General features: G+C 57.8%; 20 protein-coding genes. 11 read left to right on the plus strand and 9 right to left on the minus strand.

Features of this window, described 5'->3' with window-relative positions:
- Positions 1-437 precede the first annotated feature (437 nt).
- A complete protein-coding gene (galE, locus tag JQ592_RS28355) occupies positions 438-1,484 on the minus strand; it encodes a UDP-glucose 4-epimerase GalE (RefSeq protein ID WP_211406067.1) in 1,047 nt (348 codons plus the stop codon).
- 524 nt (positions 1,485-2,008) lie between these two features.
- On the opposite strand from galE, the gene JQ592_RS28360 reads away from it, so the two are divergent.
- The 4 genes from JQ592_RS28360 (at position 2,009) to JQ592_RS28375 (ending at position 6,460) form a co-directional block, all read left to right on the plus strand.
- The gene (locus JQ592_RS28360) at positions 2,009-2,368 is read left to right on the plus strand and encodes a VanZ family protein (RefSeq protein WP_211406068.1); all 360 of its coding nucleotides are present in this window, start codon (positions 2,009-2,011) and stop codon (positions 2,366-2,368) included.
- Positions 2,369-2,745: 377 nt separating this feature from the next.
- Positions 2,746-3,642, plus strand: coding sequence for a polysaccharide lyase (locus JQ592_RS28365; protein ID WP_211406069.1), 897 nt, complete (start codon positions 2,746-2,748; stop codon positions 3,640-3,642).
- A 195-nt stretch (positions 3,643-3,837) separates the two neighbouring features.
- Positions 3,838-5,106: an NAD(P)-binding domain-containing protein gene (locus JQ592_RS28370; RefSeq protein WP_211406070.1), complete on the plus strand. Its 1,269-nt coding sequence runs from the start codon at positions 3,838-3,840 to the stop codon at positions 5,104-5,106.
- Positions 5,107-5,119: 13 nt separating this feature from the next.
- The gene (locus tag JQ592_RS28375; protein WP_211406071.1) at positions 5,120-6,460 is read left to right on the plus strand and encodes a hypothetical protein; all 1,341 of its coding nucleotides are present in this window, start codon (positions 5,120-5,122) and stop codon (positions 6,458-6,460) included.
- Positions 6,461-6,542: 82 nt separating this feature from the next.
- Here JQ592_RS28375 and JQ592_RS28380 read toward each other — a convergent pair whose 3' ends face one another.
- Together JQ592_RS28380 and JQ592_RS28385 are read right to left on the minus strand one after the other, a co-directional pair.
- On the minus strand, positions 6,543-7,541 hold the full coding sequence (locus JQ592_RS28380; protein WP_211406072.1) for a UDP-glucuronic acid decarboxylase family protein: 999 nt from the start codon (positions 7,539-7,541) through the stop codon (positions 6,543-6,545).
- 92 nt (positions 7,542-7,633) lie between these two features.
- Complete coding sequence (locus tag JQ592_RS28385) at positions 7,634-8,995, minus strand: polysaccharide biosynthesis/export family protein (protein ID WP_349630506.1); 1,362 nt, start codon at positions 8,993-8,995, stop codon at positions 7,634-7,636.
- Positions 8,996-9,291: 296 nt separating this feature from the next.
- Between JQ592_RS28385 and JQ592_RS28390 the strand changes: the two genes are divergently transcribed.
- The 4 genes from JQ592_RS28390 (at position 9,292) to JQ592_RS28405 (ending at position 15,342) form a co-directional block, all read left to right on the plus strand.
- Positions 9,292-10,752 carry an undecaprenyl-phosphate glucose phosphotransferase gene (locus tag JQ592_RS28390; RefSeq protein WP_211406074.1) on the plus strand — a complete coding sequence of 487 codons (1,461 nt, stop codon included), beginning with the start codon at positions 9,292-9,294 and terminating at the stop codon, positions 10,750-10,752.
- 175 nt (positions 10,753-10,927) lie between these two features.
- On the plus strand, positions 10,928-12,706 hold the full coding sequence (locus JQ592_RS28395) for a Wzz/FepE/Etk N-terminal domain-containing protein (RefSeq protein ID WP_211406075.1): 1,779 nt from the start codon (positions 10,928-10,930) through the stop codon (positions 12,704-12,706).
- An 11-nt stretch (positions 12,707-12,717) separates the two neighbouring features.
- Positions 12,718-13,923, plus strand: coding sequence for a glycosyltransferase family 4 protein (locus tag JQ592_RS28400; protein ID WP_211406076.1), 1,206 nt, complete (start codon positions 12,718-12,720; stop codon positions 13,921-13,923).
- 93 nt (positions 13,924-14,016) lie between these two features.
- Positions 14,017-15,342, plus strand: coding sequence for an O-antigen ligase family protein (locus JQ592_RS28405; RefSeq protein WP_211406077.1), 1,326 nt, complete (start codon positions 14,017-14,019; stop codon positions 15,340-15,342).
- 309 nt (positions 15,343-15,651) lie between these two features.
- Here the strand turns inward: JQ592_RS28405 and JQ592_RS28410 are convergent, their stop codons facing one another.
- The 6 genes from JQ592_RS28410 to JQ592_RS28435 all read right to left on the minus strand — a co-directional run bounded on the left by JQ592_RS28410 (position 15,652) and on the right by JQ592_RS28435 (position 22,856).
- The gene (locus tag JQ592_RS28410; protein ID WP_211406078.1) at positions 15,652-16,464 is read right to left on the minus strand and encodes a class I SAM-dependent methyltransferase; all 813 of its coding nucleotides are present in this window, start codon (positions 16,462-16,464) and stop codon (positions 15,652-15,654) included.
- Between the two features lie 150 nt (positions 16,465-16,614).
- The gene (locus JQ592_RS28415; protein ID WP_211406079.1) at positions 16,615-17,412 is read right to left on the minus strand and encodes an FkbM family methyltransferase; all 798 of its coding nucleotides are present in this window, start codon (positions 17,410-17,412) and stop codon (positions 16,615-16,617) included.
- Positions 17,413-17,436: 24 nt separating this feature from the next.
- Positions 17,437-18,675, minus strand: a complete 1,239-nt coding sequence (locus JQ592_RS28420) for a glycosyltransferase family 4 protein (protein WP_211406080.1) — start codon at positions 18,673-18,675, stop codon at positions 17,437-17,439.
- 94 nt (positions 18,676-18,769) lie between these two features.
- The gene (locus JQ592_RS28425; RefSeq protein WP_211406081.1) at positions 18,770-20,035 is read right to left on the minus strand and encodes a nucleotide sugar dehydrogenase; all 1,266 of its coding nucleotides are present in this window, start codon (positions 20,033-20,035) and stop codon (positions 18,770-18,772) included.
- 495 nt (positions 20,036-20,530) lie between these two features.
- A complete protein-coding gene (locus JQ592_RS28430; RefSeq protein ID WP_211406082.1) occupies positions 20,531-21,634 on the minus strand; it encodes a glycosyltransferase in 1,104 nt (367 codons plus the stop codon).
- A gap of 205 nt (positions 21,635-21,839) precedes the next feature.
- Positions 21,840-22,856 carry a polysaccharide deacetylase family protein gene (locus tag JQ592_RS28435; protein WP_211406083.1) on the minus strand — a complete coding sequence of 339 codons (1,017 nt, stop codon included), beginning with the start codon at positions 22,854-22,856 and terminating at the stop codon, positions 21,840-21,842.
- A gap of 426 nt (positions 22,857-23,282) precedes the next feature.
- Here JQ592_RS28435 and JQ592_RS28440 point away from each other — a divergent pair, with 426 nt between their 5' ends.
- From JQ592_RS28440 to JQ592_RS28450, 3 genes are read left to right on the plus strand one after another with little or no spacing between them, the layout of a single operon-like run.
- Positions 23,283-24,764 carry an oligosaccharide flippase family protein gene (locus JQ592_RS28440; protein WP_211406084.1) on the plus strand — a complete coding sequence of 494 codons (1,482 nt, stop codon included), beginning with the start codon at positions 23,283-23,285 and terminating at the stop codon, positions 24,762-24,764.
- Complete coding sequence (locus JQ592_RS28445) at positions 24,761-25,894, plus strand: glycosyltransferase family 4 protein (RefSeq protein ID WP_211406085.1); 1,134 nt, start codon at positions 24,761-24,763, stop codon at positions 25,892-25,894. The genes JQ592_RS28440 and JQ592_RS28445 overlap by 4 nt, the downstream gene beginning before the upstream one ends.
- A complete protein-coding gene (locus tag JQ592_RS28450) occupies positions 25,894-26,703 on the plus strand; it encodes a heparin lyase I family protein (RefSeq protein WP_211406086.1) in 810 nt (269 codons plus the stop codon). The genes JQ592_RS28445 and JQ592_RS28450 overlap by 1 nt, the downstream gene beginning before the upstream one ends.
- Positions 26,704-26,964: the final 261 nt, after the last annotated feature.

Below are 26,964 nucleotides of genomic sequence, written 5' to 3' on the forward strand. Positions count from 1 at the left end.
TGGCGCAATCTGACGAAAATCCCGACCCGTTGACGCCTAGTGCATTGGTGCCCGCGAGCCCCGCCGCCGCTTGGGTCGGTGCCGCGGATCGCTAAATTTTAGCTCGGCGACCAGGCGCCAGAGCTGAACCTCGTGGCCATCCGCCAACCGCCCGGCCCGCTCGGTTGCGGACGCGTCGTCTGGGCAGTGAAGGTTGACCACGCCCCCCAATTGGCCGTGTTCGTCCAGAACGAATGCACGATAATGTGGCATCGCAAATCCCCACGCGACGGCATGTTACCTGCAGCCTCGCTCTGCGGCGTGGAGATTATGGGTGATTACGAGTACCTCTGATGGGCGGTATGTTTGCCGTAGTGGCGCGCCCGGAACCCGCTCATTTGGTCAGACCCATCGGCTCCCGTTCGAATACCTCAGGCGCACAGACTCAGCGGTGGCGGCTAAACTGCCTGCGCTGGCTCCCGGACTTTCGGAAGCTCGCGACCAAGATAGCCGTCCGGGTTCTGCAATTGCCAACGCCAATGGTCCGCACACATTTGCTGTAATGATCGCGTTGACTTCCAGCCCAACGCCTCCATAGCAAAAGTAGGATCAGCATAGCAGATTGCGACATCGCCGGCCCGACGTTCCCTGATTTCATAGGGGACTGATCGCCCGCTCACTGCCTCGAATGTGCGAACGACATCCAGAACGCTGCTGCCGTTGCCCGTTCCAAGATTGACCGTCAGCACGCCGGGCTGGCTAAGGTGGCACAAGGCACTCAAATGCCCGGATGCGAGATCGACCACATGGATGAAATCACGGATTCCGGTGCCATCAGGCGTGTCGTAGTCGTTTCCCCAAATCTGCAGCTTCTCCCGACGTCCAATCGCGACCTGCGCCACAAACGGAACCAGATTGTTGGGAACGCCTACGGGGTCTTCTCCTATGAGCCCGCTCTCGTGCGCACCAACTGGATTGAAGTAGCGCAGATTGCCGATCCGCCAACTGTCGTCCGACCTGCAAAGATCCTTCAGCATCTCTTCGATAACGAGCTTTGTGCGGCCGTACGGATTGGTCGGGCCGAGAGGATGCGTCTCGTTGAGTGGGAGGTAACTAGGTGTCCCGTAGACGGTAGCGGACGAGCTGAAAACGAGCGTGTTTACATCCGCCCTCTTCATGGCCGACACGAGCCGCATCGTGCCCAGGACGTTGTTCTCGTAATACGTCATGGGCCGTACGTTGGAATCGCCGACCGCCTTCAGGCCCGCAAGGTGAATGACCGCAGTCACTCCGGAGGTGCGGAGTACGTCATAGATCACGTCTTCATCCCGGATATCTGCGTGCCGAAAGACGAGCGAGCGCCCGCAGATGGATTGCACCCGCTCGAGCGAGGCCTTGTTGCTGTTGGAGAGATTGTCGAGCACGACGACGTCGAGCCCGGCGTCCAGCAACGCGATACAGACGTGGGACCCGATGTAGCCGGCACCTCCGGTCACCAAGATCATTTCTGATACTTTCCGTATGCGTCCACTAGACTCTACTAAGAGATACCGCCGGAGGATCGTCGGCGGCGCTCACGATTGCCGAATCGATGGCAATGCGCGCAGCCCTGCCGGCTATCGATCATCCACGTGATACTGGCCAGAGCCCAAGTGCAACAGCGCCGAAGTATTAACTCGTCTGGCACCTCGCACATCGTGGCGCGGATAGCGCGCAGGGGCACAACTTGTGTTACGATGAGCCGATATAGCTGATCGCGAAGTCGAATTGTACAAAACCGACCGGGCGTCCTGGATCGAAGCACGTTAGCCGGCGAGACATCGGAACGCGTTCGCTGGACTATCATGTCCAGCGGTGATTGCATGAGCTCGCGCCGTGCGCATTCCCCGTATGAGATACCTCAAAATCTCAAGCGCTCTCGCCACAATGGAGATTGCAAGACGACCTCCCAACGAGGATGGAGTGTGCATGTCACTGGGCGCTACGTGACGCCCCGGTGTGCGCTTTCAATGCCGACAGTAGGGTCCGAATGCCTCAAAAACTCATCCCTAGGATCGCCGCTTGGGCTTCGCTTATTGTTATTGCCTATGCGACGCTGTCTCCTCTTCGAGGCAGGCCAACTGTTCCGGTGTCGTCGAACCTTGAACATCTCGCTGCGTTTGCCGTTTCCGGCGCGCTGTTCTGCTTGGCTTATCCACGGCGCACTCCAACCGTCCTAATACTTGTAGTAGGCAGCGCCGCGTTGCTTGAAGTTCTGCAGCTGATTACGCCGGACCGCCACGCTCGAATTCTAGATGCAGTTCAAAAGATTGCGGGCGGCGTCGTAGGTGTTGTCGCCGGTCACGCTATAATGTGCGTTCATCGAGCGCGTTCTTGGCTCCAGCTTTAACGCTCTACGCGCGCTCAAGCCGCTGCAAAAGTCGTGCTGTGTCGACAGAGCCTCCGGATGGTTCTAAGCTTGAACCGTACTGCCTTGAGCGATCCGATCCGCGAATTGCCGCAGCGACGGCCCGAGCATAACCAGGCGCCCCCAACCTTGAGAAGCGGGGGAAATCTCGGCAAACAACCATCAGCGGCGTCGTGGTTTCGTGGGCAACGATCCTGAGCGGTCGACGCGGTAATCCAGAAGGGTTCGCATAGGGAGAGAATTTTACAGTAGGGGTGTGACCAGGCAATTCCCGACGTGCCACGCCGCGGGTCGCCCAGGCGTGCGGCCGTTGCCGCTGAACCGAATGTTGAGCCGGACATCAAGATGGTGACGTGAGAATGGCTGGTCTGTCAAAGCTTCCCGTAGGTCATAACAACGCTTCCAATCAGAGACGTGCGGTGCATGAAGCGTCGCGTGATAGGTATGAGGTGCGCAGGATTGCCAAGTTGGCGATCGCTGGCGTCGTCCTTTGCGTGCTAATTGCATGTGGGGCCGAGGCCGCTTTCCTATTTTCGAGCATCTTCATGGCGGGGCGAATCCCGATGTACGATGAATTTGCGACCCGAGATTTTTCACAATGGAACGGCTTGGCAAAACAAGTTTGTTGTAGTGGTTCAGCAATCGTGGTTGACGCGCCCAATTGGAAATCCAAGAGCGCAGTGAAGTTCGAGATAAATTTCTATGAGCCTCTCGTTAAGGGCAGTCATCGATCCGAATTCCGATTGAAGGCAACGGTGTTTCACCGGCCATATGAGTACGGATTCAAGATCTTCGTGCCCCAAGATTGGCAGTCCGATAACAATCAAGTCGTGGTGATGCAGATGCACAACGTTCCAGATAATTGGAAAGGTGAGTGGGGGCTCCCTCCACCGCTGGAATTGGGCTTGGTCAACGATTCCTGGGTTCTCCGGACAGCTTCGGGGCGGACCCAAACGTGGCTCGATCGAAAGGGCGACCTGCGTCATGACACTCCATGGTCGCAGCCGTTTGAACGCGGACAATGGAGCACCTGGATTGTTCGTACCAGGTGGTCGCTCGATGGGGATGGGATGATCGAGGTTGAAAAGGACGGGAAAGTGGTTTTCCAGCGGAACGGCGCGAACTGTTACGACAATTTATTGGCTCCCTATTTTAAATTTGGCGCCTATGCTCCTGCGTGGCGATACTTAACCGTCCCCCCCGAACCGAAAACCAGAGAAGTATTTTTTACGGATGTGTTTGCGCGCGAACTATGAAAGGCTAGCTTGAAACTTTTGGTGAGTGCTTTCGGCAGGCTGTTCGGATCATCGAGAGCCAAACTAGACTGCCTGCCGACGGGGTAATCCGAAAGCGTCCGCACCGGGGACGAGATTTAAGATAGGTGATTGACTGAGGTACACGCCTTCGTCTCGAAGGGCATGTTGCGCCGTAGATCATGATGGGGAACGGGGATGGTCGGTCCGTCGGATTTGCCGGTAGCGATCGTGGGGGCAGGGCCCTTCGGCCTCTCGGTTGCAGCACATTTGCGGTCCCGTGGTGTACGGTTTCGGATCTTTGGTACGCCCATGCATCGGTGGCGGGCGCAGATGCCGCTCGGTATGTTTCTGAAGTCGGAATGGGAGGCCTCGAGCATATCCGATCCGGCCGGGCGTTACACTCTGCGGCAATTCTGCGCAGAGGCACGGCTGCCCTACGGGAAAACTCCGCTTCCGCTTGACACGTTCACCAGATACGCAATGGCATTTCAGCAGCATCTGGTTCCGATGGTTGAAGACGTATTGGTGACAGCGGTCGACAGGAAGCCCGACTGCTTTGACCTGCGACTTGCGACCGGGGAGCGGCTCGGGGCGAATAGTGTCGTGATCGCGACGGGCTTGTCACATGCCGAGTACGTTCCGCAGGAATTGACGCAGCTGCCGGCGCAGTTGCGCTCGCACAGCAGCGCGCACCGCGATCTGAGCTTGTTCAAAGGTCGCGACGTCGTCGTTGTCGGCGCAGGACAGTCGGCTCTCGAGACTGCCGCTCTGTTGAACGAGGCGCAGGCAAGAGTATCCCTTTTCGTGCGTGGGTCGTCGATCAGCTGGAATGAGACTCCCTTGCCAGATCAGCGTTCACTCTCGCAACGGTTGCGCCGACCAGCGTCACCACTGGGATCCGGGCTTAAGACGTGGTTCTGCGCAAATGCGCCGATGCTGTTCTATTACCTGCCTCAGCGAACCCGTCTCACTATCGTGCGGGGTGACAAGACGCACGAAATGCTGCTGGGGCCCGCCGGCGCATGGTGGCTTCGGGAGCGGGTGCTGGGGCGCATTCCGATCTTGCTCGGCCAATCCTTGCTAGGAGTGGCGGCGATCGGCGGGAAGGCAGTTCTCCACGTTACCGGACCAGATGGAAGGTCACTCGATCTCGCTGCCGATCACATCATCGCAGCGACAGGCTTTCGATTTGCCGCCCGCTCGCTGCCGTTTCTCAGCGAACCATTGCTGCGCGATCTGCGCTGCGTCGAGCAGGTGCCCATACTGTCCCCCCACTTCGAGTCCTCCGTTCCAGGCCTATATTTCACTGGAATCGCGAGCGCCTATAATTTTGGGTCGGTAATGCGCTTCCTGTGCGGATGCCAATACACGGCCGAACGCATCTGCGACCATCTTGGCGGAAGGCAAGTGTCCTCTCGTTCACCCTACGGGGTAACGTCCGAGCGCAACCCGAAAGTCTCATGACGGGGTAGCGAACATGACCGCGCCGGTCCCTGTACTCATTTTGAAGACGGGGTGTTATCCCGTTCATTACGGCGGGCTCGGCATAATTCGAAGCCTTGGACGGTTGGGGATACCCGTATACACGGTTGCCGAAGATCACCTGGCCCCGGCGGGGATTTCCAGATACCTGACAGGAAGGTATGTTTGGAACGCCGGTCACCTGCCAAAGGAGGAGATGCTTGATAGGTTGGCGAGGATCGGCGAAAAGCTCAAAAAGCCCACGATTCTCGTTCCTACTGATGATCTGGGGGCGATCCTGATCGCCGAAGAGGCCGCCACGCTGCGACAGTGGTTCGTATTTCCCGACATATCGGCTGGCATGCCGCGGAATCTAGCGAACAAAGAGATGCTGTACGCGCTTTGCCGCCAGATAGGCGTGCCATGTCCGAGCACGCTATGCCCCACGTCGATCGCAGACGTATGTCAATTTGCCGAATTCGCGAGCTTCCCGATCGTCGTTAAAGCCGCGGCGGCATGGCTGAATCCCGAGGTGAGAGTATCCATTGTTCACACAGTACGGGAGCTTGTCGACATTTGGCATCAGATAGGAAATTCGAAACAGCCGAACCTGCTCCTCCAGGAATACATTCCCGGTGGAGAGGACTGGTTCTTCCACGGCTACTGCAATGGCGCATCGGATTGCCTGGCGAGTTTCACGGGTATCAAACTGCGGTCATATCCTCCACACGCTGGTGTCACGACGCTAGGAAGATCCGTAACCAACGACGTTCTGCTCCGTCAGGCCGAGGAGCTGCTCAAGTTGATATCCTATGCGGGCATAATGGATTTGGATTATCGCTTGGACAAGCGAGATGGACAATACAAGCTTCTGGACTTCAATCCGCGCATTGGAGCGCAGTTTCGCCTGTTCGTGGACGGCAATGGCCTCGATGTCGTGCGAGCGCTCTACCGTGATCTCACCGGACGGAACGTGCGCCGCTCGAGTCAGGTCGAGGGACGCATTTTTGTCGTAGAGCCGTACGATCTCTGTGCCTGCGTGAACTATTGTTGGCGAGGCGAACTGTCGGCCACCTCCTGCTTAGCTTCGTTGAAGGGTCACAAGGAGTTCGCCTGGTTCAGCTGGGATGACCCGCTGCCCTTCCTGATTGCTTGGGCTCGCCTTGCCACCCGAGCCGTTGGCAAAACAATCCGGACTGGATGGATCAAGTGCAAGGTCGCCTGCCAAACAGCGGGCGTGGCTCGCGAGCGTAAGCCTGATCAGTTGGTGTCACTCCGGCGGAACGGGTTATGGGCCCGCTTCATCTCGCTCGGCGGTGGACTATGGCACTATCTGGCGCGTCCGTGGTGGGACTAGCGAATCGCCTGTGATTCAGCGCTTCCGGTGCTTCGCGGCACCGGGGTCCATTTGGAATGCCGAGGAACAGGCCGCGCGCCGGCTATTCGGCGGCGATCGGATGCGGCTTCTCCTCGCGCAATCGGCGCACCTCGTCGTGGTGGAAAAATGCGACAGTTGGCTTCAGTCCGTCTTGCAGCCGGATGGCTGGTTGCCAGCCCAATTCCCTCCTGGCGAGGGAGAGATCCGGTCGACGTTGCCTTGGATCGTCGCGAGGCAACGGCAAATGGACGAGTTTTGACGAGGAGCCGGTTTCCGCGAGCACCAGTTCCGCGAGTTCTCGAATTGTAAATTCTCTATCATTTCCTAGATTGACCGGTCCGGTGAACGAAGCTCGACTGTCCATCAGCCGCACCAGGCCATCGATCAAGTCGTCTACGTAGCAGAATGAGCGAGTTTGGTTGCCCTCACCGTATAGCGTAATTGGCTCGTCGCTGAGCGCCTGAATAATGAAGTTGGAAACGACTCGACCGTCGGCCCTATGCATCCGCGGCCCGTATGTATTGAAGATGCGAGCGATCTTGATGTCGACGCCGCACTGTCGGTGATAATCGAAGAACAACGTCTCAGCGCAACGCTTTCCTTCATCATAGCAGGACCGGGGGCCAATGGGGTTCACATGGCCCCAATAATCCTCAGTTTGAGGATGAACGGCGGGATCGCCATAGACCTCGCTTGTCGAAGCCTGCAGAATTCGACATTTCAACCGCTTGGCGAGGCCCAACATGTTTATCGCGCCGTGTACCGACGTCTTTGTGGTTTGCACCGGATCGTGCTGGTATTGGACCGGCGATGCGGGGCAGGCCAAATTGTAGATTTCGTCGACCTCGACGTGCAAGGGAAAGGTGATATCGTGACGCAGAAATTCAAATCTCGCGTTTGAGTGCAAATGCTCAATATTGTGCTTGGTCCCCGTGAAGAGATTGTCCACGCATACAACCTCATGACCGTCAGAGAGCAGTCGGTCGATTAGATGAGAGCCCAAAAAGCCGGCTCCTCCGGTGACGAGAACGCGTTTGCAGCTGTCATAATTGCGTCGCATAACAATCGCCTTTCGAAATTAACATGCCGACGCCGTACTGAGCCAGCATTCCAATTGCCAAGAATTGCATTCCGGAGTTGCGGCAGGCCGCGCTATCTCGTCCCAACACGCAGCGAACCGTCCCCGGCCACATCGCTCCGGGCCATTCCTGATGGGACGCTTGAATTGGTTAGTTTGCGGGGAGGCAGGTCAGGACCGTCCTGGTATCGCAGGGTGATCTCGACGGCGTCGCCCGGCTGCAGCTCGGTATCTTCAGTCGCGACAATTCGTTCCCGCCCATTCTCGCTCTTTCTGACGATGATGATGTCGGTTTGATTGGCGGCTCCTCTGACGAGTTGTGATCTCACCATCGCGGTGTACTGAAGCTTTTCGCCGACGCCCTGCAGCTTCTCGCGGAGCTGGTTGAGCTTAGCGCTGGTGTCTTGCAACTCGCGGAGCAGGTCGAGCCTCCGCTGGTCATCGAGTCTCTGCAGCCTTCTGGTGAGGTCTTCCTGTTGCTTTTTGACCTGCAGCAGTTGCGCCGAGGTTTGCAATCTCCGCGTTGACGACAGCAGAACCGCGCGGCGCGCATCCGTAACGCGGGGGCTCGTCAACGATCCCTTGCCGAACAGATCGGTTGTTTTCTGCAGTTCTTCAAGGTCCGACTGAAATCCCTCCTCCTCCTTTTTTTGCTGCTCTGACAGCACGCGGACCTCTTCGTCTCCCTGTCGGACACCGCGCTGAAGGAACGCCTTTTCCTGTTGATAGTCACTCTGCTTCGTCTTTAGATATTCCGTCTCGGCATGGATTATTTCCGAAATCGCCGATCGGGGTATGGGCACGTTCGTCAAAATGCCCGGAGTGATCTGCGCACCCTCTCCAAGCTCGCTCTTGATGCGCCACATGCGCGCCTGTTCCTTGGCGAACTCCGTCCAAAGCGATCCATACTCGCTTCTCAAGTCCGCGGACTCGAGATACGGGTTATTCATTCGGGCATGCATGATGTCGTAGCCGCCTGCCAAGGCGATGAGTTGGCGTGCGGTAATGAAAGGACGGTAAGGGTACTCACCCGGTTTTGACACGTCCCCGTTGGCGTATACCGGCCGGTAGTCCACCACGGTCGCCGTGACCTCATCTGCGCCTATCACGATGACCATCTCGCGGCCATCCGATGTCCTCTGGCGAAACACCTTGCTGGCCAGTGCGGCCCCGATTTTGGCTCGGAGCTGCGGCAGTGGCAGGCCGGCTACCGAAAGCGCTCCGACCAGCGGCAGCGAAATATTTCCGTCCATTTGTACGGCCGCACGGCTCCGCAATTCCGGTATGCCTGCCACCGCAACCTCGAGTACATCTCCAACGCTTACGCAATATTCAGCCTTTGCCTGGGTGACGGAGATGGTCAGGCTTGCGGCTACCAAGCCCCATTTGATGCAGCGATCCAGGTTACTGAAGAGATCGATACGGAACGTGCTCACCAAGCGAAATCCTTTCAATCTGTTTTTGGGCGGACCTCCAGGCAACGATCCAGACAGCTGATCCGGAAGGCTAACCTCGTTACTCGTTCCGCGCTGGGCCGTTCAGTCCCCTTCCTCGCTGCCAATCCATGGGTCCATTGGAGCAGGTGCCCGAGAGGATTGCTGCTCGAATTTATTCCTGCAACGCCGCAGCTCAATGGACCATCATAGTTACCCATTTATAGGCAATTCCCATCCGGTGACTCGGACGGTACGGATTTAGAGGAGGGGACGACGTCAGAGGGTCATGAAGTGCTATGAATTATGCGTCCTTTGCCAAGCTTCCGGCACACTCGATCGAGTGCAACACCGCGATCCCACGCGCCGGTAGAGTGCGATTGGCGGCCCTGTTGGTCTTGGCAGCAGCTACCGAATTCCTACTCGTAGCCGTCGCGGCCTATTTGGCGGGCGCCATCCATCGGTCCTCGCCGGACCCGGCCAAGCACATTCCGGAAGCCCTTCTAATTGCCGCATTGAATTTGCTCGTTTCCATAGGCTTCCGGCAGTATTCCCGGATTCAGACGCAGCCCCGCCACGTGTTCCTGTGGAACGGCGCCAGCGGCGTCTTCCTCGCATTCTCCCTCTTTCTCGCAGCGCTATTCCTTCTGAACATTGCCGAAAACTACTCGCGCGCGACTGCCACGGCCCAGGCTGTGAGTGTCGGTCTTGCGGTGCTCTGCGTGCGAACAGTATGGTTCTCGTTACTCAAGACTGTCATTGCGGCGGGGGTAATCGACGCCCGGCGCATCATTGTTATAGGCGACCCCAGTCACTGCTTGTCATTTTCGGCTCGGGCAACAGCCACCGGAATACGGACCATCGGCTCGTTCGAGTTTCCGACGACTCGCGCTCACTCGTCCTTCCGGGCGCACCCTGGCGCTATCCAAGTGCTGGCAGACGTGCGCCAACTGGTCGCGGATTGCCGTCGGCTCCGAGCCGATGACATTGTCATTTTCGTTTCACAGCAGGATGTTTCGCCGGGGCTGACGCTTGCGAGCGCGCTATCAGACCTCCCAGTCGATGTTCACGTTGTCCCCGCGGGATGGATCGATCTGATGCCTATGTCGCGGATTACTCAGCTCGGCAACATGGTGACGATGCGGATCTTCCAGTCACCCCTTACTCCGTTCAACAGAGCAGTTAAACGAGCATTCGACATCGTCGCCGCAATCACCGGGCTTGTTTTGACGAGCCCCGTCTTCGTCATCGTGCCGCTCGCAATTAAGCTCGATTCCCATGGCCCGGTATTCTTTCGCCAGACGCGCCACGGCTACAACAATGAGCCCATTCGCGTGCTGAAATTCAGAACGATGGCCGTGATGGAGGAGGGCAACAATTTCAGATCCGTAACCAGACACGATCCACGTGTGACCCGCTTAGGGCGCTTCTTGCGCCGCACCAATTTCGATGAACTTCCCCAGTTGTTCAATGTCCTGGTCGGCGACATGTCGCTCGTCGGCCCCCGTCCACATCCAACCGCGCAGAATGAGCTGTTCGCCGAGCTGATCTCGTCATTCTTCCGGCGCCACAACGTCAAGCCTGGCATTACGGGCTGGGCGCAGGTCAACGGGTATCGTGGCGACACCGATACCCTCGAGAAGATGCAGCGTCGTGTCGAGCATGATCTCTACTATATCGACAACTGGTCGCTTCTTTTCGATCTGCGAATCGTCCTCCTCACGCTCTTCTCCAGGAAGGTCTACATGAACGCCTATTGAGAACTCCAAGGAAGGCAAATGCTCCGCCGATACGGCGTAATGTGAGGCGATACCATTCGCTGGCGTAGTTGTCGTCATCCGGCCAGGTTCACCCGAACTGTTGTCGTGGTCTCCCGATATGCTGCACGTTGGAACAAACAGTCGTGTTACAAGCCGCCGGAGCGCTCCCGAGCATGTGCTGTCTTCGGCCGAATTTGTCGCTGCATGCAAGACGTTCGTCCGTCGCCAGATGCCAATTCTGATAACTGTGCCGCTCCTGTGCGTCGCCATCGCACTGCTGTACCTCGCTGTCGCGACGCCCAAGTTTACCGCCGAGGCTTTGCTTCTCGTTGAACCCAAGCGAACTGACCAGCCGACCCCAAGCGGCGGAGATGCCGGATCCCAGGTGCCGATCCTGGATAGCCAGGTGGAGATCCTGAAATCCGAAAAGATTGCGCTTTCGATCATCCACGATCTTCAATTGACAACGGATCCAGAATTCGTCGGCTACGGTAGTGGCGTGCTCGGAAGAACCATGGAACTAATTTCGCGGATTTTCGGATCGGGGCAAGATACGGAATTTTCGCGTACCCGCCGCGCCCTGGAACGATTTGATCGCAGGCTCACGGTTAAGCGTATCGGTTTCACCTACGCCATCAGTATTCAGTTTGAATCGCCCCGTCCCGAACGCGCGGCCGAGATCGCCAATGCAGTCGCTCGGGGATACACGGCTGATCAGATGGAAGCGAATTATGAATCAGCTCGCATAGCAACGGAGTGGCTTCAGGGTCGCGTAGATGCGCTGCACGACAAGGCATCTAGCGCCCAGAAGGCGGTGACAGACCGAAAGACGGCGCAGCCGCCGACGAACCAAGCCCAGCTGGAGCTCCGCGACCTGGAAATCTCCGCGCAAGCCTACAGGCGGCTCTACGACACGTTCCTTCAACGCTACCTGGAGGCTGCCGAGCAGCAATCCTTCCCTGTTTCCCAGGGACGTCTGATGACCATCGCCTCGCCTCCAGTGAGGCCGAGCTCACCCAAAACGTTCCTCATACTTGCCATCTCGATCGCCGGTGGGATTGTTGCCGGAGTTGGCCTCGGGTTGTTGCGTGATGTTTCTGACCAGACCTTCCGTACGCGCGACAAGGTGCTGGCGGAACTTCAGGCAGACTGCATCGGAATCATCCCCGCAGCTATCCCGGAAGGTCCGGTGAGCGGCCCGCGAAACCCGAAAGCGATTCCAACTCGGGCAAAATCAAGGACCATTGTTTGCTCCGACAGCCTCATACGGAACATCGCTGACGCGCCACGATCGCACTTCAGTGAGTCGTTCCGGGCCGTCAAGCTCGCAGTCGACGTCATGACACGCGGCGGAAAGCGGCTCCAGGTCATCGGCGTCACATCGGCGCTCCCCAACGAAGGAAAGTCGACGGTGGCCGCGTCTTTGGCGCAACTCATGGCACAGGGGGGAGGGCGGACCATTCTACTTGATTGCGATCTACGAAATCCGTCGTTGTCATCCACGTTGGCCCCCAATGCCGCCTGGGGCATCCTCGACGTTACGTCTGGACGGGCCAAGCTGGACGACGCCACGTGGATCGATCCTGCTACACACCTGCACTTTCTTCCGGCCGCCAACAGCTCGCAGCTGGCTTATACGAGCGAGGTGCTCGCGTCCGAGGAGATGGCGGCGCTATTCAAGACCCTGCGGGAGACCTACGAATGCGTGATCGTCGATCTCTCGCCGATTGCACCGTTTGTAGATGTCCGCACCGCTGCGCATCTCATGGATTCGTTTGTTTTCGTTATCGAATGGGGTCGCACAAGCATCGATGTGGTGAAAAAGAGCCTCGACGTAGCCGGTGACGTCTATGGCAACCTGATAGGCGTGACTCTCAACAAGGCCGACATGAATGCGCTTAAACGTTACGGGGAAGTCTTTGAGTCCTATCCCGAGCTCTATTCCCAAGAATAGGAGTCTTGTAAATGACGGTCATGCCGCCCCTGTCGGCGAGTGCGACGTCAGCGAAACTGACTCGACGCGTTGAAGTACGTCGCGGGGGAGTTCCGCCTGCGACCGGGGAGTCGCGTCCGAGTGCATCGGTGCTCGCTGCCCCAAGTCCAATCCATGTGTTTGTGGCCACGCCCTTCGGAGAGCGCGGCGAGGGAGGTATCGACCGCCTTGCGGACGAAATTACCTCGGCGATCGCCCGACGTAACGATCTCAATGTCCGGATTGCACGTTTGACTACCAGAGGTCGCGGCAGCCTTCTCTTCTCTCCCTTCGTACTTTCATGGGCCGCGGCACGCTTATGCGTGGCATCATGGCTCGGCAGGGTGAGTGTGCTCCACATCAACGCGGCCTCATATGGGAGCTTGTATCGAAAGGCGCTGCTTGCGGCCGTTGCGCGCCTGTTGGGCGTTCCGTACGTGGTTCATCTTCACTCGGGAGCTTTCGACCAGTTTTGGCAATCGGCGGGGCCGTGGCTGGACCGGGTCATCGCAGGTTTTCTGCGCAACAGCGCTGCGATCATCGTGCTTGGGCGGTATTGGAGCGAGCTCATAGACCGCCGTCTCCCTGGGATGGAAGGCAAAGTCGTGATCCTGCCGAATGCGACCGCATCCGTCGCAACAGCGGCGGAGAAGGCGAAGGATGGGCGGGTACGGATCTCCTTCTTTGGAAAACTGGGAGAGATGAAGGGCACTCCGCAGCTGATTGAAGCACTCGCCTCCTTGCGCGACCGGTCCGATTGGACCGCCACGCTGGCGGGACACGGAGACGTGGCCGGCACGCGCGCAAAGCTGGAAGAGTTGCGGATTGCGGATCGCGTCTCGGTGCCTGGTTGGCTTGCTCCTGCGGCGATTGCCGATCTCCTGCGCCGGACGGACATTCTGGTGCAGCCGTCATTCATTGACAATCTGCCGATGGCCATCCTCGAGGCGTTTGCTCAAGGGATTCCAGTCGTGGCAACTCCGGTTGGCGTGGTGCCGGACGTCATTGCACAGAATGTCAATGGGCTCCTCGTCCAACCCGGCGACGTGCGAGGGCTGTCGGACGCGTTGGCTGAACTGATCGGCAATCCGGCTCTTCGGCAGCGCCTTGGCGCTTCGGCACGGCGCGATCACGCAGCCCGGTACGAAATGAATGGTTACCTTTCGCGGCTCGCGGAGATTTGGCGCTACGCCGTATAATTGGTCGTCACGCGCTTCCTTTTTCTCGTGGAGCCCATTGGGGCAGCGCGTCGATCACGTTCAGGCGGCTCGCCATCCGGAAGGATGCGCTTTATGTATCACGTCATCGGCGGCCGGGTTGAGCAAGCGCCAGAAGATCATCAGCGAACAGCTGTCGTGTTGCTGTATTGTCTCATTTTGGTGTTCATCTATCCCTTTATGCTGCTCATTTCCGGCGTCGATACGTCCGTTCCCGCGGCGCTTCAAACTGAAAACAAGACGATCTACTGGCTCCGGTATTTCGTTCCGTTGCTATGCATCGGTTTTGCTCTGGCATGTGGCAAATCTAACTTCCTTCTCCACCTCCCCCCCGCGCTGCTGCTCTATAGCGTACTGTGCCTCTTGTCGGTCGCGTGGTCTGAAGATCCTTACCCCTCCTTCAAATATGGCTTGCGGTTGTTGTTATACGTCGTTGCGGTTGCCGCGCTTTGTGAGGTGTTGAGCTTGGAGATTGTGTGCCGCGTGCTTCTGAAGATATTTGCATTCATCATTCTCTCAAGCGTCGCCTTGGCGATTTTGGCGCCCGGCTACGGAACGCATCAGGCTAGCGACGCGTCTCAAAGCGTGCATGCTGGTCTATGGCGGGGTGTAACAGGTCACAAGAACGAACTGGGCGCGATGGCCTCCTGTGCAATGATCGCGTTTCTCTTTTCCAGCCACCTCGGTTCGTCGCTACTCGGGTTTCGTCCCACATGTCTTGCCGCTTCGGTTGCTTGCCTGATATTCGCCGGCTCGGCAGGCGGACTGGTGTCCGCGATCACCGTGCTGACCATATATTTCTTTATCTACCTCACGTGGCGATGGCCGGTGGCCTTTACCTGGCTGTTTGTGTTTACTGCGGGAGCCGCTTTGGCCGTGGTGCTCTTGGCTGCGGATATCGATACGCTTTCGTTGCTTGGCAGAGACAGCACTCTGACCGGTCGCACGGCGATATGGCAAGCCGTACTTCCGATGATTGCCGACAGCCCGCTGCTTGGACACGGCTACTATACGGGGCCAACTGCTGTCGCAGGTCCCCGCTTGATGCAGTTGTTCGGACCAGCCATCTCAGATCCTCACAACGGATATCTGACCCTATTGCTCGACACCGGAATAGCCGGTCTTTCTCTCTATTTGTATTCGGTTCTGAGGGTTATTTTTATGGGGATGACTCAAGCCAAACATGAAGGGCGCAGGCCGAATTGCTTCATGTTTCTCTTGATAACTCCCATTCTGGGAATAGTGTTGGCGTTTTTCGAGGGACATCCTGTTGGAGACGAGGGCAGCATCGGAACTCTGAACTTCTTCGGCTTGGTCGCGATTTACTCGTACGTGAAGCAGTCTCAGGCCAAGCCCGAGGTCGCGCGGGAGCCGGGCCGGGATGTCGGGGTGCTCATATAGCGAGCTCCGCTAGCGCATGCGATCTGCACCTGCTCCTCTTACTTAGGAGGTCCAGTGATCGAGACCGTCGACAAGAACAGCGCGGATCAAATGTCGCCACCCTCTCCGAGAATCGATGCGACAGGGACGGACAAACGTTGGCCAGCAGTGTCTTAAGCAACTCCCCAGGGCCCTTTGTGGCTTTTAGATTAAGCGCGAACCTAAATCGAGTTGGTGCCTGGACAGGTAGTTGACTCGGACTTGCTCCCAGAGAACCGCTCGCCCCTGGCGATAAGGCTAACGCGGCGATCCGACCAGGTCACCTTGATGTTATCTGGTTTGGGTTTCTGACTTTGACGCATCGCTCACGCGACGAAGGGCAAAGTACCAACCAGAGACCGCCCAACTTGGTAGCTTATCAGCCAATTGGATATCGCGCGGTGACCCGCTGATGAAGTCGGAATTTCGCTGGTCGATGAGCTCAAAGCTGGCGGCTTTAGCCATGCTCAACACTCGTGCTCGGGTTAACCATTGATTGCGTGTTCCATCTCGGCGGACATACGGCTCGAGCCCCAACAGCCGCCGTATCGTGTTGTTGCGACGGAGATATGCCTTCGGGTTTAGATGGTTCTGATTTACCTCGTACCATCCATAGCCGTTGGGCGTGGATAGCAGCAGCAACCCGCCAAGACGCAAATTGATGGCGGCATTCGTGAGGAGCCGTTCGGGGATCAATACTTCGGCAAGTACGTCAGCCAAAATGACCGCGTCATACGGCGCGCCGTGATTGAAGGTTGCGGCATCGCCAACTTGCGCATCGACGCCGTGAGCGCGGGCGATCTCGACAGCCTGTGGAGAAACATCCACCGCCTTGACCTGATAGTTTTGGGCGACCAGAGACATAGCAATTGGACCAGTTCCACAGCCCAGTTCAAGCACCTTGCGGGCGCCTGCATTGGCCAGATGCCGATGAATGAAGGCTAATTTCTTGATATCGACTGGACGGGTATAAGTCGTGATGAAACCGGGCTTTGCTCCATGATGGAGGTGGGCTTTCTGTTCACGACTACGCATGAATTCGCTCCGCCTCTTGAGGATCGTATCGATCCGGCTTTCAGGCGATGGCGGGTCAGTTTCGGGCATGCCACCAACGCACCGACGCGCCGCATGCGTTCCATCTCTTCCCCTCGCCAAGCAGAAGGGATGCCAAATCAATGGCTTTCGATTTCTTCTCGGACGGCACTTTAGCTTCCCTGTCCGAGTGCGCGACGCAATGACCTCTGGCGATCGTTTTCAACTCCCACTCGAGAGGCTGCGCACCGTCGGGCAGTACAGGAAGTTATTGATATAGGGGAGACTCCTCCGACTTGCGATCACAGTTTCGAGCGACGGCGGTTGATTGCCGGCACTCTCGAACATTCTGGCAGGACGACGCTTGCGACGCTCAAAATAGAACCCTTCGTAGCCAAGCTCGGAGAGGCGCTTATCAATTCGGCTAAGCCCACCGGGATTGTGCCGCTCCTCGATTTCTATCAGCAAGAAGGGGCGTTCGCGGGCGATAGTTTCTCGTCCTCCGTCAAGCACGTCCTCCTCATGACCTTCGACGTCGATCTTGATGAAGGACACGTTTTTGAATTCATAGTGGTCCAGCCGACGCAGAGAAACGTCGATCGTCCGAGAAAGGCGCTCGTCAGTGACCACACGCGGCTCAAGGCTGGCCATGCCCTTATCCTCGCCCCGAGAGGAAACGAGTGGAATTCGCAATTTTGTCCGGCCTTCCCGGGACGATAGCGCAACATTCTCGACCTCGACATTCTTCACCCTCAACCGGCGAATGCGCTCAGCGTCTTCTGGAATTGGCTCGAAAGCATAAACGTAGCGGGCCATCCGACTGAGATGATACGCGTAGAGCCCAGAACTGGCGCCGACGTCGAGAGCGATACCATCTCGGCGCACGTATTTGTGCAATTCGCGCAACTCCCACTCTCCAGTGTGGAGATACTCCTGCCAAAAATGCTTGCGCATCCCGATCCGGTACCTGATCTCTGCCAATCGCCGGTATTGTGAGATCTGCGTCGTCTTGTCTAACATCGTGAATTCCCCAAACGACCAGGCTCACCAACGGACGGTCCTTTTAGCAAGCACGTTTGAGTAGGCGCGCCCCGGTCCGTCCAGCGCCCGGCTATACGCTTGAAGCAACTTCGGGGCTTCGTAGTTCCACGCAAACCTCTCCTCTATGCGCGTCCGGCCGATGGCGCCCATGCGCGCGCGCGCGGGCGGGTCGTCCAGAAGGGCCAGGAGCTTGTTGGCAAAATCTATCGGATCGTTGGGCTTCGCATAGACTGAAGCGTCGCCTGCGCTAAAACGCCCTTCGGTAAGCTCGAACTGTACGATCGGTTTGCCGAGCGCCATATATTCGAGGACCTTGTTCATCGTCGATTTGTCGGTCATCGCATTCACAGGGTCGGGGTCGACACACACGTCCGCAGTGGACAGGATCTCGAACAACGTATCGTCAGGAGCGCGACCGGTGAACGTCACGTAGTCGCCAAGTTCCATCTTCTCGGCCAGTGTCTTGAAACCTTGCAGGCCAGGTCCGCCTCCGACCAAGCAGAATTGCACGTCGCGCCGGCCCAACACGTGAATCATGTGAGCTGCGGCCTCGAGCAGCAGGTCTATTCCCTCCTGTGCACCCATTACGCCGACATAGCCGGCGAGAAATCGTCGCCCGCAGCGCCATGACGGGTTGGGTGTTCGGACCTTGAGTCGGACTGGATCCGGTCCGCTTCGTACGACGAAGACGTCCTCCGGCCGCTTTCCCCCGCGTGTGACGGCAATCTTGCGGTAGCTGTCATTTGTGGCGATCACCACGTTGGCGGTCTTGAAGGTTAGCCACTCAACCAATTTCAGCGCGCGCCAGAAAAGGCCACGTTTGCCGAATTTCGATTCGTACATCTCCGGGCCGATGTCGTGGTGATCGAATATGAACTTCTTTCCAAGCAGCTTGAACGGGAGAGCCACGAGAAATATCAGGTCCGGCGGATCGCAGCCGTGAATCACGTCAAAGCCATGTCGGAAGTGTATGAGCAGCGCGAGCCGCATTTCATGTATCAGTGCGGCCGAGTATTCCAAGAGGAAGCCCAAAGCCCCCTCTGCCTCCACGGGCAGGGAGTGACGATAGATGTGAATGCCGTCCAAGTATTCGTAACGTTTGGTGTGCGCCTTCCCCTCAGGACAGATGACCGAAACGAGGGCCCCTGCGTCGCGCAGTGTTGATGCTTCCTGCCACACTCGTCGATCGAACGGTACCGGCAGATTCTCGACGATGATGAGCACCTGGCGGCCGGCCATCATTCCCTGCGTTATCCCGTTTGTGTTGGACTGCACCGGTGCGAGGTCCGATGCGTCCGAGCAGCTAATTTGGGCCATATACCGGACCTCCTGCGGGTCAAAGAGCGCTGATGTCCACGAACTTGGCGGTCTTTAGCGCCAGCTGTTTGGAAAGTCCGTAAGTGTCGATTACCAAGTCGAAGGTCCTTTGCTCGACTTCCCCTTTGGATATGAGCAAATCGCCGATGCTCGGCAATTGCGAGTACGTGTATCCGAGGTTTTGACCCATTAGCTGCTCGGGCTTCACCGAGACGTCATAGATCGAAAGCTCGTAACCATGCTGAAGAATTCGACGAGCAAGATCGATCTGTGCACTTTCGCGCAAATCGTCGGAGTCCGGCTTGAACGCCAGGCCGATCATGAGAATGATCGCCTTCGCGGGCAGGCCGTCAACGCAACGGTGAAACAGAAACCGCTTATGTGCTTCATTGGAACGCAGCAGCGCGTCGATCACATGGCTATTTGCGCCCACGTCTTCCGACATGTGGTGCAGTGCGCGTACATCCTTCGGTAAGCACGAACCGCCGAACGCTCCGCCTGGCCTCAAGTATCGCGGCGATATATTGAGCTTGTGATCTGCAACAAAGATCTCGTGAACCTTGCTGACCTCGACGTCCATGCCCAGGCAGATGCGGGCAATCTCATTGGCAAACGCCACCTTCAAAGCGTGAAACGAATTGTCGACGAATTTGGTGAATTCCGCCTCTCCGTACCGCGTCACGAAGGTGGGGGCGGTCATGTTGCTGTACAGCTCCTGCAATCGCCGGCATGGCTGCCCGTCGGCAGTGCCGATGACGATCTTGGGCGGCTCGAAGTAGTCTCTAATTCCCTCTGACTCGCGCAAAAACTCCGGGTTGTAGACAATCTCCACGGCTTGATCGACGGGGCAGCCGAGCACGGTCTCGAAGATTGGCCTGATCAGTCCGCTTATGGATCCTGGCCGCATGGTGCTGCGATAGACCACGGTGAGCTTGTCCTTGCGTCCGGGAAGCTTTACCGCATTGGCAATTTGCCGGGTGACTTCTGCAACCATGGTCATGTTGTGAGAGCCATCCGGAGCGCTCGGCGTTCCGACACAGACCAGGGCCATTTCGGCGTCAGCCAGTGCCGGTTGCGGGTCGGCCACGATCGAGAGGCGGCCCTCGCGTATTCCAGCCGACAGTTGGGCGTCGACGCCCGGCTCATGGATCGGAGAGCGTCCCAGGGCGAGGATCTTTCTTTTCTCCTCGTTGACTTCGACGCCGATCACGGTGTGGCCTTGCTTGAGCAGGCAAGCGGCCACCGTGATACCGACATAGCCCATGCCGAAAATCGCAATGTTCAATCGATCCTCCTGCGGTGCCCCTGACGGGCAGCCGTCCGCGTGCGCGGCGGCATACCGTCGGTCGCGGCAAACCGTGCTTGATCTCGGATTTCACATTTCTCGGTCGGCTTTCGCAGCCCACTGAGCGTTTTCATCTTGGAGGCGATCATGATATCTGCGCCCGTGCATTTCCTTGGACATATCCATGCTCCCCCGCCAGCGCTGTCTTCGAGACATCTAGAGGTGGAAGTGGAAGGTCCGGGCACAATAAGTGCAAAAGCCGCTGCGTGGGCCTGCCAATCGGGATTACCCAACTCGGTCGTGCTTGTGGTTTCAGCTTATAGACGGCGCGCCGTCGCCGACACGGGCTGGCAGCTCGAGGGCATGGCGCCGGGAGATCTGCGAGAAAGACGGACGAAGAGATCCTGTCGCTACCTCCGGAAGCAGTCTTCGTGGAGCGGTCCAGCCTGGACGAAATCTCCCGTTCCGAAGCCTGTCAAATTGATCCGTGTATGATTACTGGCGGCCCAAAAGCGCCTGGAAGACCTCCTTGTAGCCTTCGACCATACGATCGGCTGCGAAGTTCGTGCCAACAAACCTCGTCGCTGCAATCCCAAACGCCTGCCGTTTCGCGGGATCGAACAACGTCTTGAGTGAATTCACAAAGTCTTCGGTATCCCCGACAGGAAACAGGAACCCTGTCTCCCCGTGACGCACAATCTCGGCAGCTCCGCCCACATCGCTGATGACGACAGGGATGCCGAGCGCCATCATCTCCAAAGGCGCCAGAGGCAAGGTCTCCCCGAGACTGCAGAGGACTCCAACGTCGAAGGCGCTGACATACGGCCGCACATCCTCCTGCATCCCGACGAAGACAACGTGCTCCGACAGCCCACAGGACCTCGTATATTCTTCAACGTTGGGTCGCGTGGCACCGGATCCCACGAAAAGCGCCTTCGCTGGAACTCCGCGACCGCGAAGGAGACGTATGGCGTCAACCAGCTGACGATGATTCTTTTCTGGACGAAACCTTGCGCACATGCCGATCACGTAGTCGAGCGGTCCGAAGCCCATAGCCGCCCGGGTCGGATTTCTCCATTGCTGCACCGAGCATGGCGAAAACCGCGATAGGTCTATGCCGTTGTGAATAACCGTCGCATGATCGGAGCGGTAGCCGCGCTCTTCCCAAAGCCTCCGTTGAGTCTGCGAAACGTAAATCAGGGCATCCGCCCGAGCGAAAAGCGGCCTATAGAGCGCGTTCAGAACGCGATCTTTGAGACTGAAAAGATAGGACGAGTGGAATATCGAAACGAGTTTGGCCCCTGATGGTGCCAATCGCCGCGAGATAACTCCGAACAGTAGCGGCCGCTGGTTCACTGCTACAACTATATCGGGCCTCTGTGCGCGAATTAGCCGCGACACCTTTCTCATCGTGTCGATGTTGTAGAGCCTATTACCATCGCAAGCCGCAACGGATACCACGTTCGATGTGAGCGGCTTCCCGGGCTCTTGTTTGAGACTTACGATTGTGCAGAGGTCACCTTGCGACGCCAGGGTATTAGCCAATTGGAACGTATGGTTTTCCGCGCCTCCGGGCTGAGCGACGTTCAGCACGAACATAATGCGCATCGCTTGACACTTTCTGGAGCTGAAAGGGCGAGCAAGAGCGTCCTGCAATCCGAGCGCCTCAACATCGACACACGCCGGCACCGTTCAGGTCTCCTCGTCCAAAGGAAGTTGACACCGCGGGTGCTGCAGTCGAGGGCATTTGATCTCGCGGTCTGCAGGGAATCTCCGTGCGGCGCCTGGCAATGCTGCCACGAGACTATAGCCTCGCTGCACCAAGGCGGGCGCCAGCCTCGTGGACGCCGTTCACGTTGGCCTCAAACGACATTCGTGCCTCCAAGTGGCAGCCGACACCTATGCGAGGTAGCGCAAAACGATTGAGACTCCCGTCACCGAGGTGGCCTTTCCGCGTCGTCACGGCTGTTGAAAAGCCGGCTAGCTCGGCAAGGTGATATTCGCGAGGCCCGCATGCGCGGGCGCCACCATAGGGATAGGCCAGGTGACGAACAGGCAGTTCGATGAGGGTCTCCAGGTATTTGCGATTGTCTTCCAGTTCGGCTCGCGCGGAGGAGGAGTCGAGCGTTGCGAGCGCCGCGTGCGACGCGGTGTGCGCGCCGATTGACGCCAGAGGATGGCGTGCAAGGTCTTGCAGCTCCTGCTCGTCCAGAAAATATGCGTCGTTCAGCGCCGAGAGTGAGATCCTGTATTTATGGAAGGTGCGTTCGAGCAGTGAGGCGCGGCGGTAGTCCTCGTGAACCCACTGGGTTGCTGTCTTCAACCCGGCTCTCTTGCTGAGAAAGTCCGGACAATCAAACGCGGCCTCCATCGGATCGATCGCGACGTGGTTCTCTCGGCGAAAGAGTTCTCGCAGCCCGAGCCACCATGTCTTCATGGCGCGAGTTGGAGCGCCCGTGGGGACGTAGACCGTGAATGGTGTCTTGTTCCGCTCCAGGAGCGGAAGCGCCACAGAACGGACGTCTCGATATCCGTCGTCAAACGTTACGACTGCGTATCTCGACGAGTTCGGCTCGTTTCGCGCCAACGCCTGCAAACACTGATCAAGGCTGACGATGTGCCATCCCTGACGTTGGAGCCATTCAAGCGAATGCTGGAAGAGATCAACCGACGTGCCGGTCATTAGCTCTTGGCGGAAATCCCGCTGTATTTCATGGAACATCACTATGACCGCCCGTCCGGCGAATAGTCGGCGGAATACCGGCATGAGCCCTGTCCAATGAATGCCGTACAGGATTCCGTCTTTTACGAGTTGCCTCATTTCGCCTCCACAAGACCGCCATGCAGCTGAGCTCGTGTACGCGGCTTTGGTTAGCTCCACGGCCGTAACAGATACTGCCATAATGAACTTGCGATCGATACCAAGCGGACGGCAAGCGGTGTTACCCTTTCGGGTTACCCATATCGACCCCGGACTTCCCTTGCGATTGGACAGCGCGCCAACCTATCTTCAGATCGCAATTCTGATGACCGGGAGACGTTTTTCTTTGGTGTGCGCGATCGGCCATGATCCGAGAGAACACGGTGCAAGCCGGATTTCGCCTGACCGTCGACCCTGTCGACTGGCGACGCCGGATAGGCGTCGTGCAGACTGCTCGCCGCTCGGCCTTCGCAGCACCTTGCCCCGGCGGGAATTTATGGGCTCTCCCAGTTACGGACTCCCGCCGAGCGGCAAAGGATGCCCTCTATGAAGGGAGCCCCCCTCAACGCAGCCGCCATGATGTACGCGAAAGTCGTGGGCTTCGCCGCGGGTATCGTGATCGCTCGGGTGATCGGAGCGACCCAATACGGCATGATAAACGTTGCTCGCAGCGTGTTGGAAAGCTGCAGCATTGTCAGTCCCCTCGGCCTCGATCTCGCTATGCAACGCCATTTGGGATCAGCATCGGAACATCTTGCCGCGCGACTGGGTCAGCTGAGAGTCTTCCGGCTCATCGCCTTCGGCATTGCAGTTATCCCGCCTTTACTCGCGGCGACTGGTTTCAGCAGCTATGTCGAGGAGTCGATCTATCGCTATCCGGACTTCGCAAGTGTCCTTCTCGTAACGCTAATAGCGCTTCCTTTCGCAACGGACATCGCGGTGTTGGGCGGGGCCTATCGGGGTGTGTTGAACCCCGCGCCTTTCATGCTGGCAAACTTCGTGGTGCAGCCCACCGTCCGATTGATAATTATGGGACTGCTGTTTGTTCTTGGATATCGGTTGTGGGCGGTCGTGGTTGCGATGTCCGCCTCGTACATCATCTCCTGGGCAGTGTTGGCCTTTCTTGCCCACAAGGACATGAGCGCTAGGGACACCGATGATCGACTGGACTGGATAGAAATCCGATCGGTTCTTCGATACGCCCCGTGCCTGGGCGCTTCGCTCATTTTCGTCGTTTGGATCCGGAGCGCCGACTGCCTTTTTCTCGGTTATTTCGGAAGCGCGAGGGATGTCGGCCAATATGCAGCCATCCTGACGATTGCGCAGTTGATCGGTCTCGTTGGAGAGGCGTTGGGGCAAACTCTGGGCCCTCGCGTTGCGCTGCGCTATCGGAACAATGACCTCGCCGCGATGGAATATCTTCTTGCTGAAAATATTCGTCGAATGACGCTGCTTTCGGCGCCTATATTCGCCGCTATCCTGTTCTGGGGCGATCGCATCGATCTGGTGCTTGGACCCACCTTCGAAGTCGATACTCGCGTGGTTGCCCTCGTCAGCGCAAGAATCTTCTTACAGACCATATTTGGATATAGCGGATTCGCGCTTTCCATGACTGGATGGCACGCTCGGGAGACGGTGCTTCTGGGCTGCGGATTTCTGCTTTCGGTCGTTTTGTGCTCGGTGCTGGTCCCGCCGCTTGGACAGCTAGGCGCTGCGCTGGCAAGCTTCGTGACCATGTCGATGATAAATCTGGTTCGCTGCGCCGTCGTGCTCAGGATGTTTAAAATTCGGATTGTCGGAGCGTCCGTGGCGACTACGACTGTACTGGCAGTCACGACGGCAGGCTTCGTTTGGCTCCTGTTGCGCGCGGTTGATACCCGGACCCTGGCGTTCACGGTACTTGAAGCAGCCGTGTTCCTGGTGCTTTTTGCGGGCACGGCATGGCGCCTGCTGATTACCGATCAGGACCGAGACTACATTTTCGCCCTCTTCGGGCCATTTCGCGGATTGGTCAGGATCGGAAGATGAGAGTTGCACTCGTATCATTGCATTACGCTGAATATTCGTCGCGCCTCGCGATGGCGCTGAGCCGGCATCACGACGTCATGCTCATTCTGGATGCCACCAATGCTCGATACGAGCTTTCAAGCGCTCTGCGCGACGCAATCATTGAACGCGGGCTGGTTCGCTGGTTTCCGCGTCAGCGGCGGCTCAATGCACCAATTGAACTGGTTAGGCTCGTGTGGACGTTGCGAAGCTTCCGTCCGGATGTGATCCATGTTCAGGAGATATATAAATGCATTCCGACCTGGGCGAATGACGTCCTTCGGTATTCGATACCCCTGGTGCTCACGGCACACGATCCCTTACCGCACAGCGGACTTCTCGATCGAAGGGCCGCAGCAGCGATTCCATGCCGCGGACGATTGCGCGATCATGCGGATCGTCTGATTGTTCACGGAGACAGGTTGCGGAACGAGTGGGGAGAAAGAGAGCCTCGCGTCGGTCCGCGTCTTGCTTCGGTGCCGCACGGCGTTCTTGGCAGCAGCGTTCCAGAAGCGCTCTCGGAGCCGTCGACGTTCCTCTTTTTCGGGCGCATCGAATCCTATAAGGGCCTCGAGTTTTTTCTCAAGGCGGGAGCGTTGCTGGTCGAAGGAGGATTGTGGCCTCGCTTGATTGTCGCCGGCACCGGCTCGGATCTCGAACGCCATCGAGCGCAAATCGGTGAAATGCCATGGGTTGAGTTGGTGGACCGGCGGTTTGATGCAGACGAGATCCCAGGTCTGTTCGCGCGATCGAGCGCGATCGTGCTCCCGTACACTGATGCCACGCAGAGCGGCGTTGCCGCGATGGCCTTCGGATTCGGACGACCTGTTATCTCGACAAGTGTCGGCGGTCTGCCAGACGTGATTTGCGATGGGTACAATGGTTTGTTGGTCCCCCCGAACAATGCAGAAGCATTGGCAGAGGCGATGTCGCGGCTGATCGTGAGCGACGAGTTACGTAAGAGCCTAACTGCGGGAGCAAGCGCCTATGGAAGCACTGAATTGAGCTGGGACCGGATCGCTCGACAGACCTCCGCGGTGTACGAGAGCGCCATCATCGCTCACCGTCGGTCGACTGCTTGCGCAAAGGGTAATGTCTTCTCGTGGAGGTGATGTTGCAGAGCGTCGCGCCACTCGCCTTCTGCGGTTTCCTCGTTCTGCACCTTGGAATCTCGTATCCATTGGCGCCGATAGCCACGACGGCCGCGAACAGCGCAGTAAATATGGTCAACGAGACGAGCGATCATTCAGCCGAGATCGTGCGGCCGTTTCCGGCCAACGGTTCTACGACAAGTATCGACAACAACGTCTACATGACCCAAAGCGCGGACCGGAGCTGGAGCCTAAACTCCTTTGATGCCGACACACTCCGGTTCGAGGTGCGCTCGGGAGACCGTTGGGTTTCCTCCGACTGGGCCGACCCGGTGGGCGTTGAACGCACTGAAATTGCTGGACAGAAACTGTACCCGCCCGGTACGCAGATCGACATCGTTTACGACTTCATGGTTGAACCCGGGCCGAGGAATTCTGCGAGCGGCCCCGGGCATTTTCTGGTTGTCGGCCAAATGCACGAATACAATGTAAACAAGTCTCCTCCATTCGCCGTTGAAATGGTGAGCGGCGATCACATGGCGATCGACATTGGGACCGGCATTCCCGTGTACCTTTACGTCGACCCGGCCCCAATTCAGCGCGGTCGCTATTATTCCATGAAGGTTCAGGTGAAGTTCGACAACAATCGCAATGGAGCTCTCCGGGTCTGGCGGGACGGCGTTCAAATCGTTGACCATCATGGGTCAATCGGAACCGGTGCTGAAACGTATTGGAAGCAGGGCATCTATCGCTCGTCAGCTCCGGAAACCATTGCAGTGCGTTTCAGAGGCTTGAAGATCACGGCAGCAACGATGTCGGTACCTCGCTGATGAATGCCGGCGACCGCGTCGGGATGACAGCAAGCGCGGCCCGCTCGCGTTCCTATTAGAGTCACGACCGGACCTGGCCATTTGCGAGTGATTACCTGCCGTTCGCACTTCATCCCACTCGCGAACTCCTCGTAACCTCAGCGCCGCGAGTGTTGCCGAAGCTCGTCGATGAGGCTGGCCAAAGCGCACGCAGTTTGCGGAGGTAATTACGGATGAGATCCCAAGGACCGGGCGGCGTCTTGATCGACAAATCAAGCGTAC

The sequence above is a fragment of the Bradyrhizobium iriomotense genome (assembly GCF_018129405.1).
Classification (GTDB): Bacteria; Pseudomonadota; Alphaproteobacteria; order Rhizobiales; family Xanthobacteraceae; genus Bradyrhizobium; species Bradyrhizobium iriomotense_B.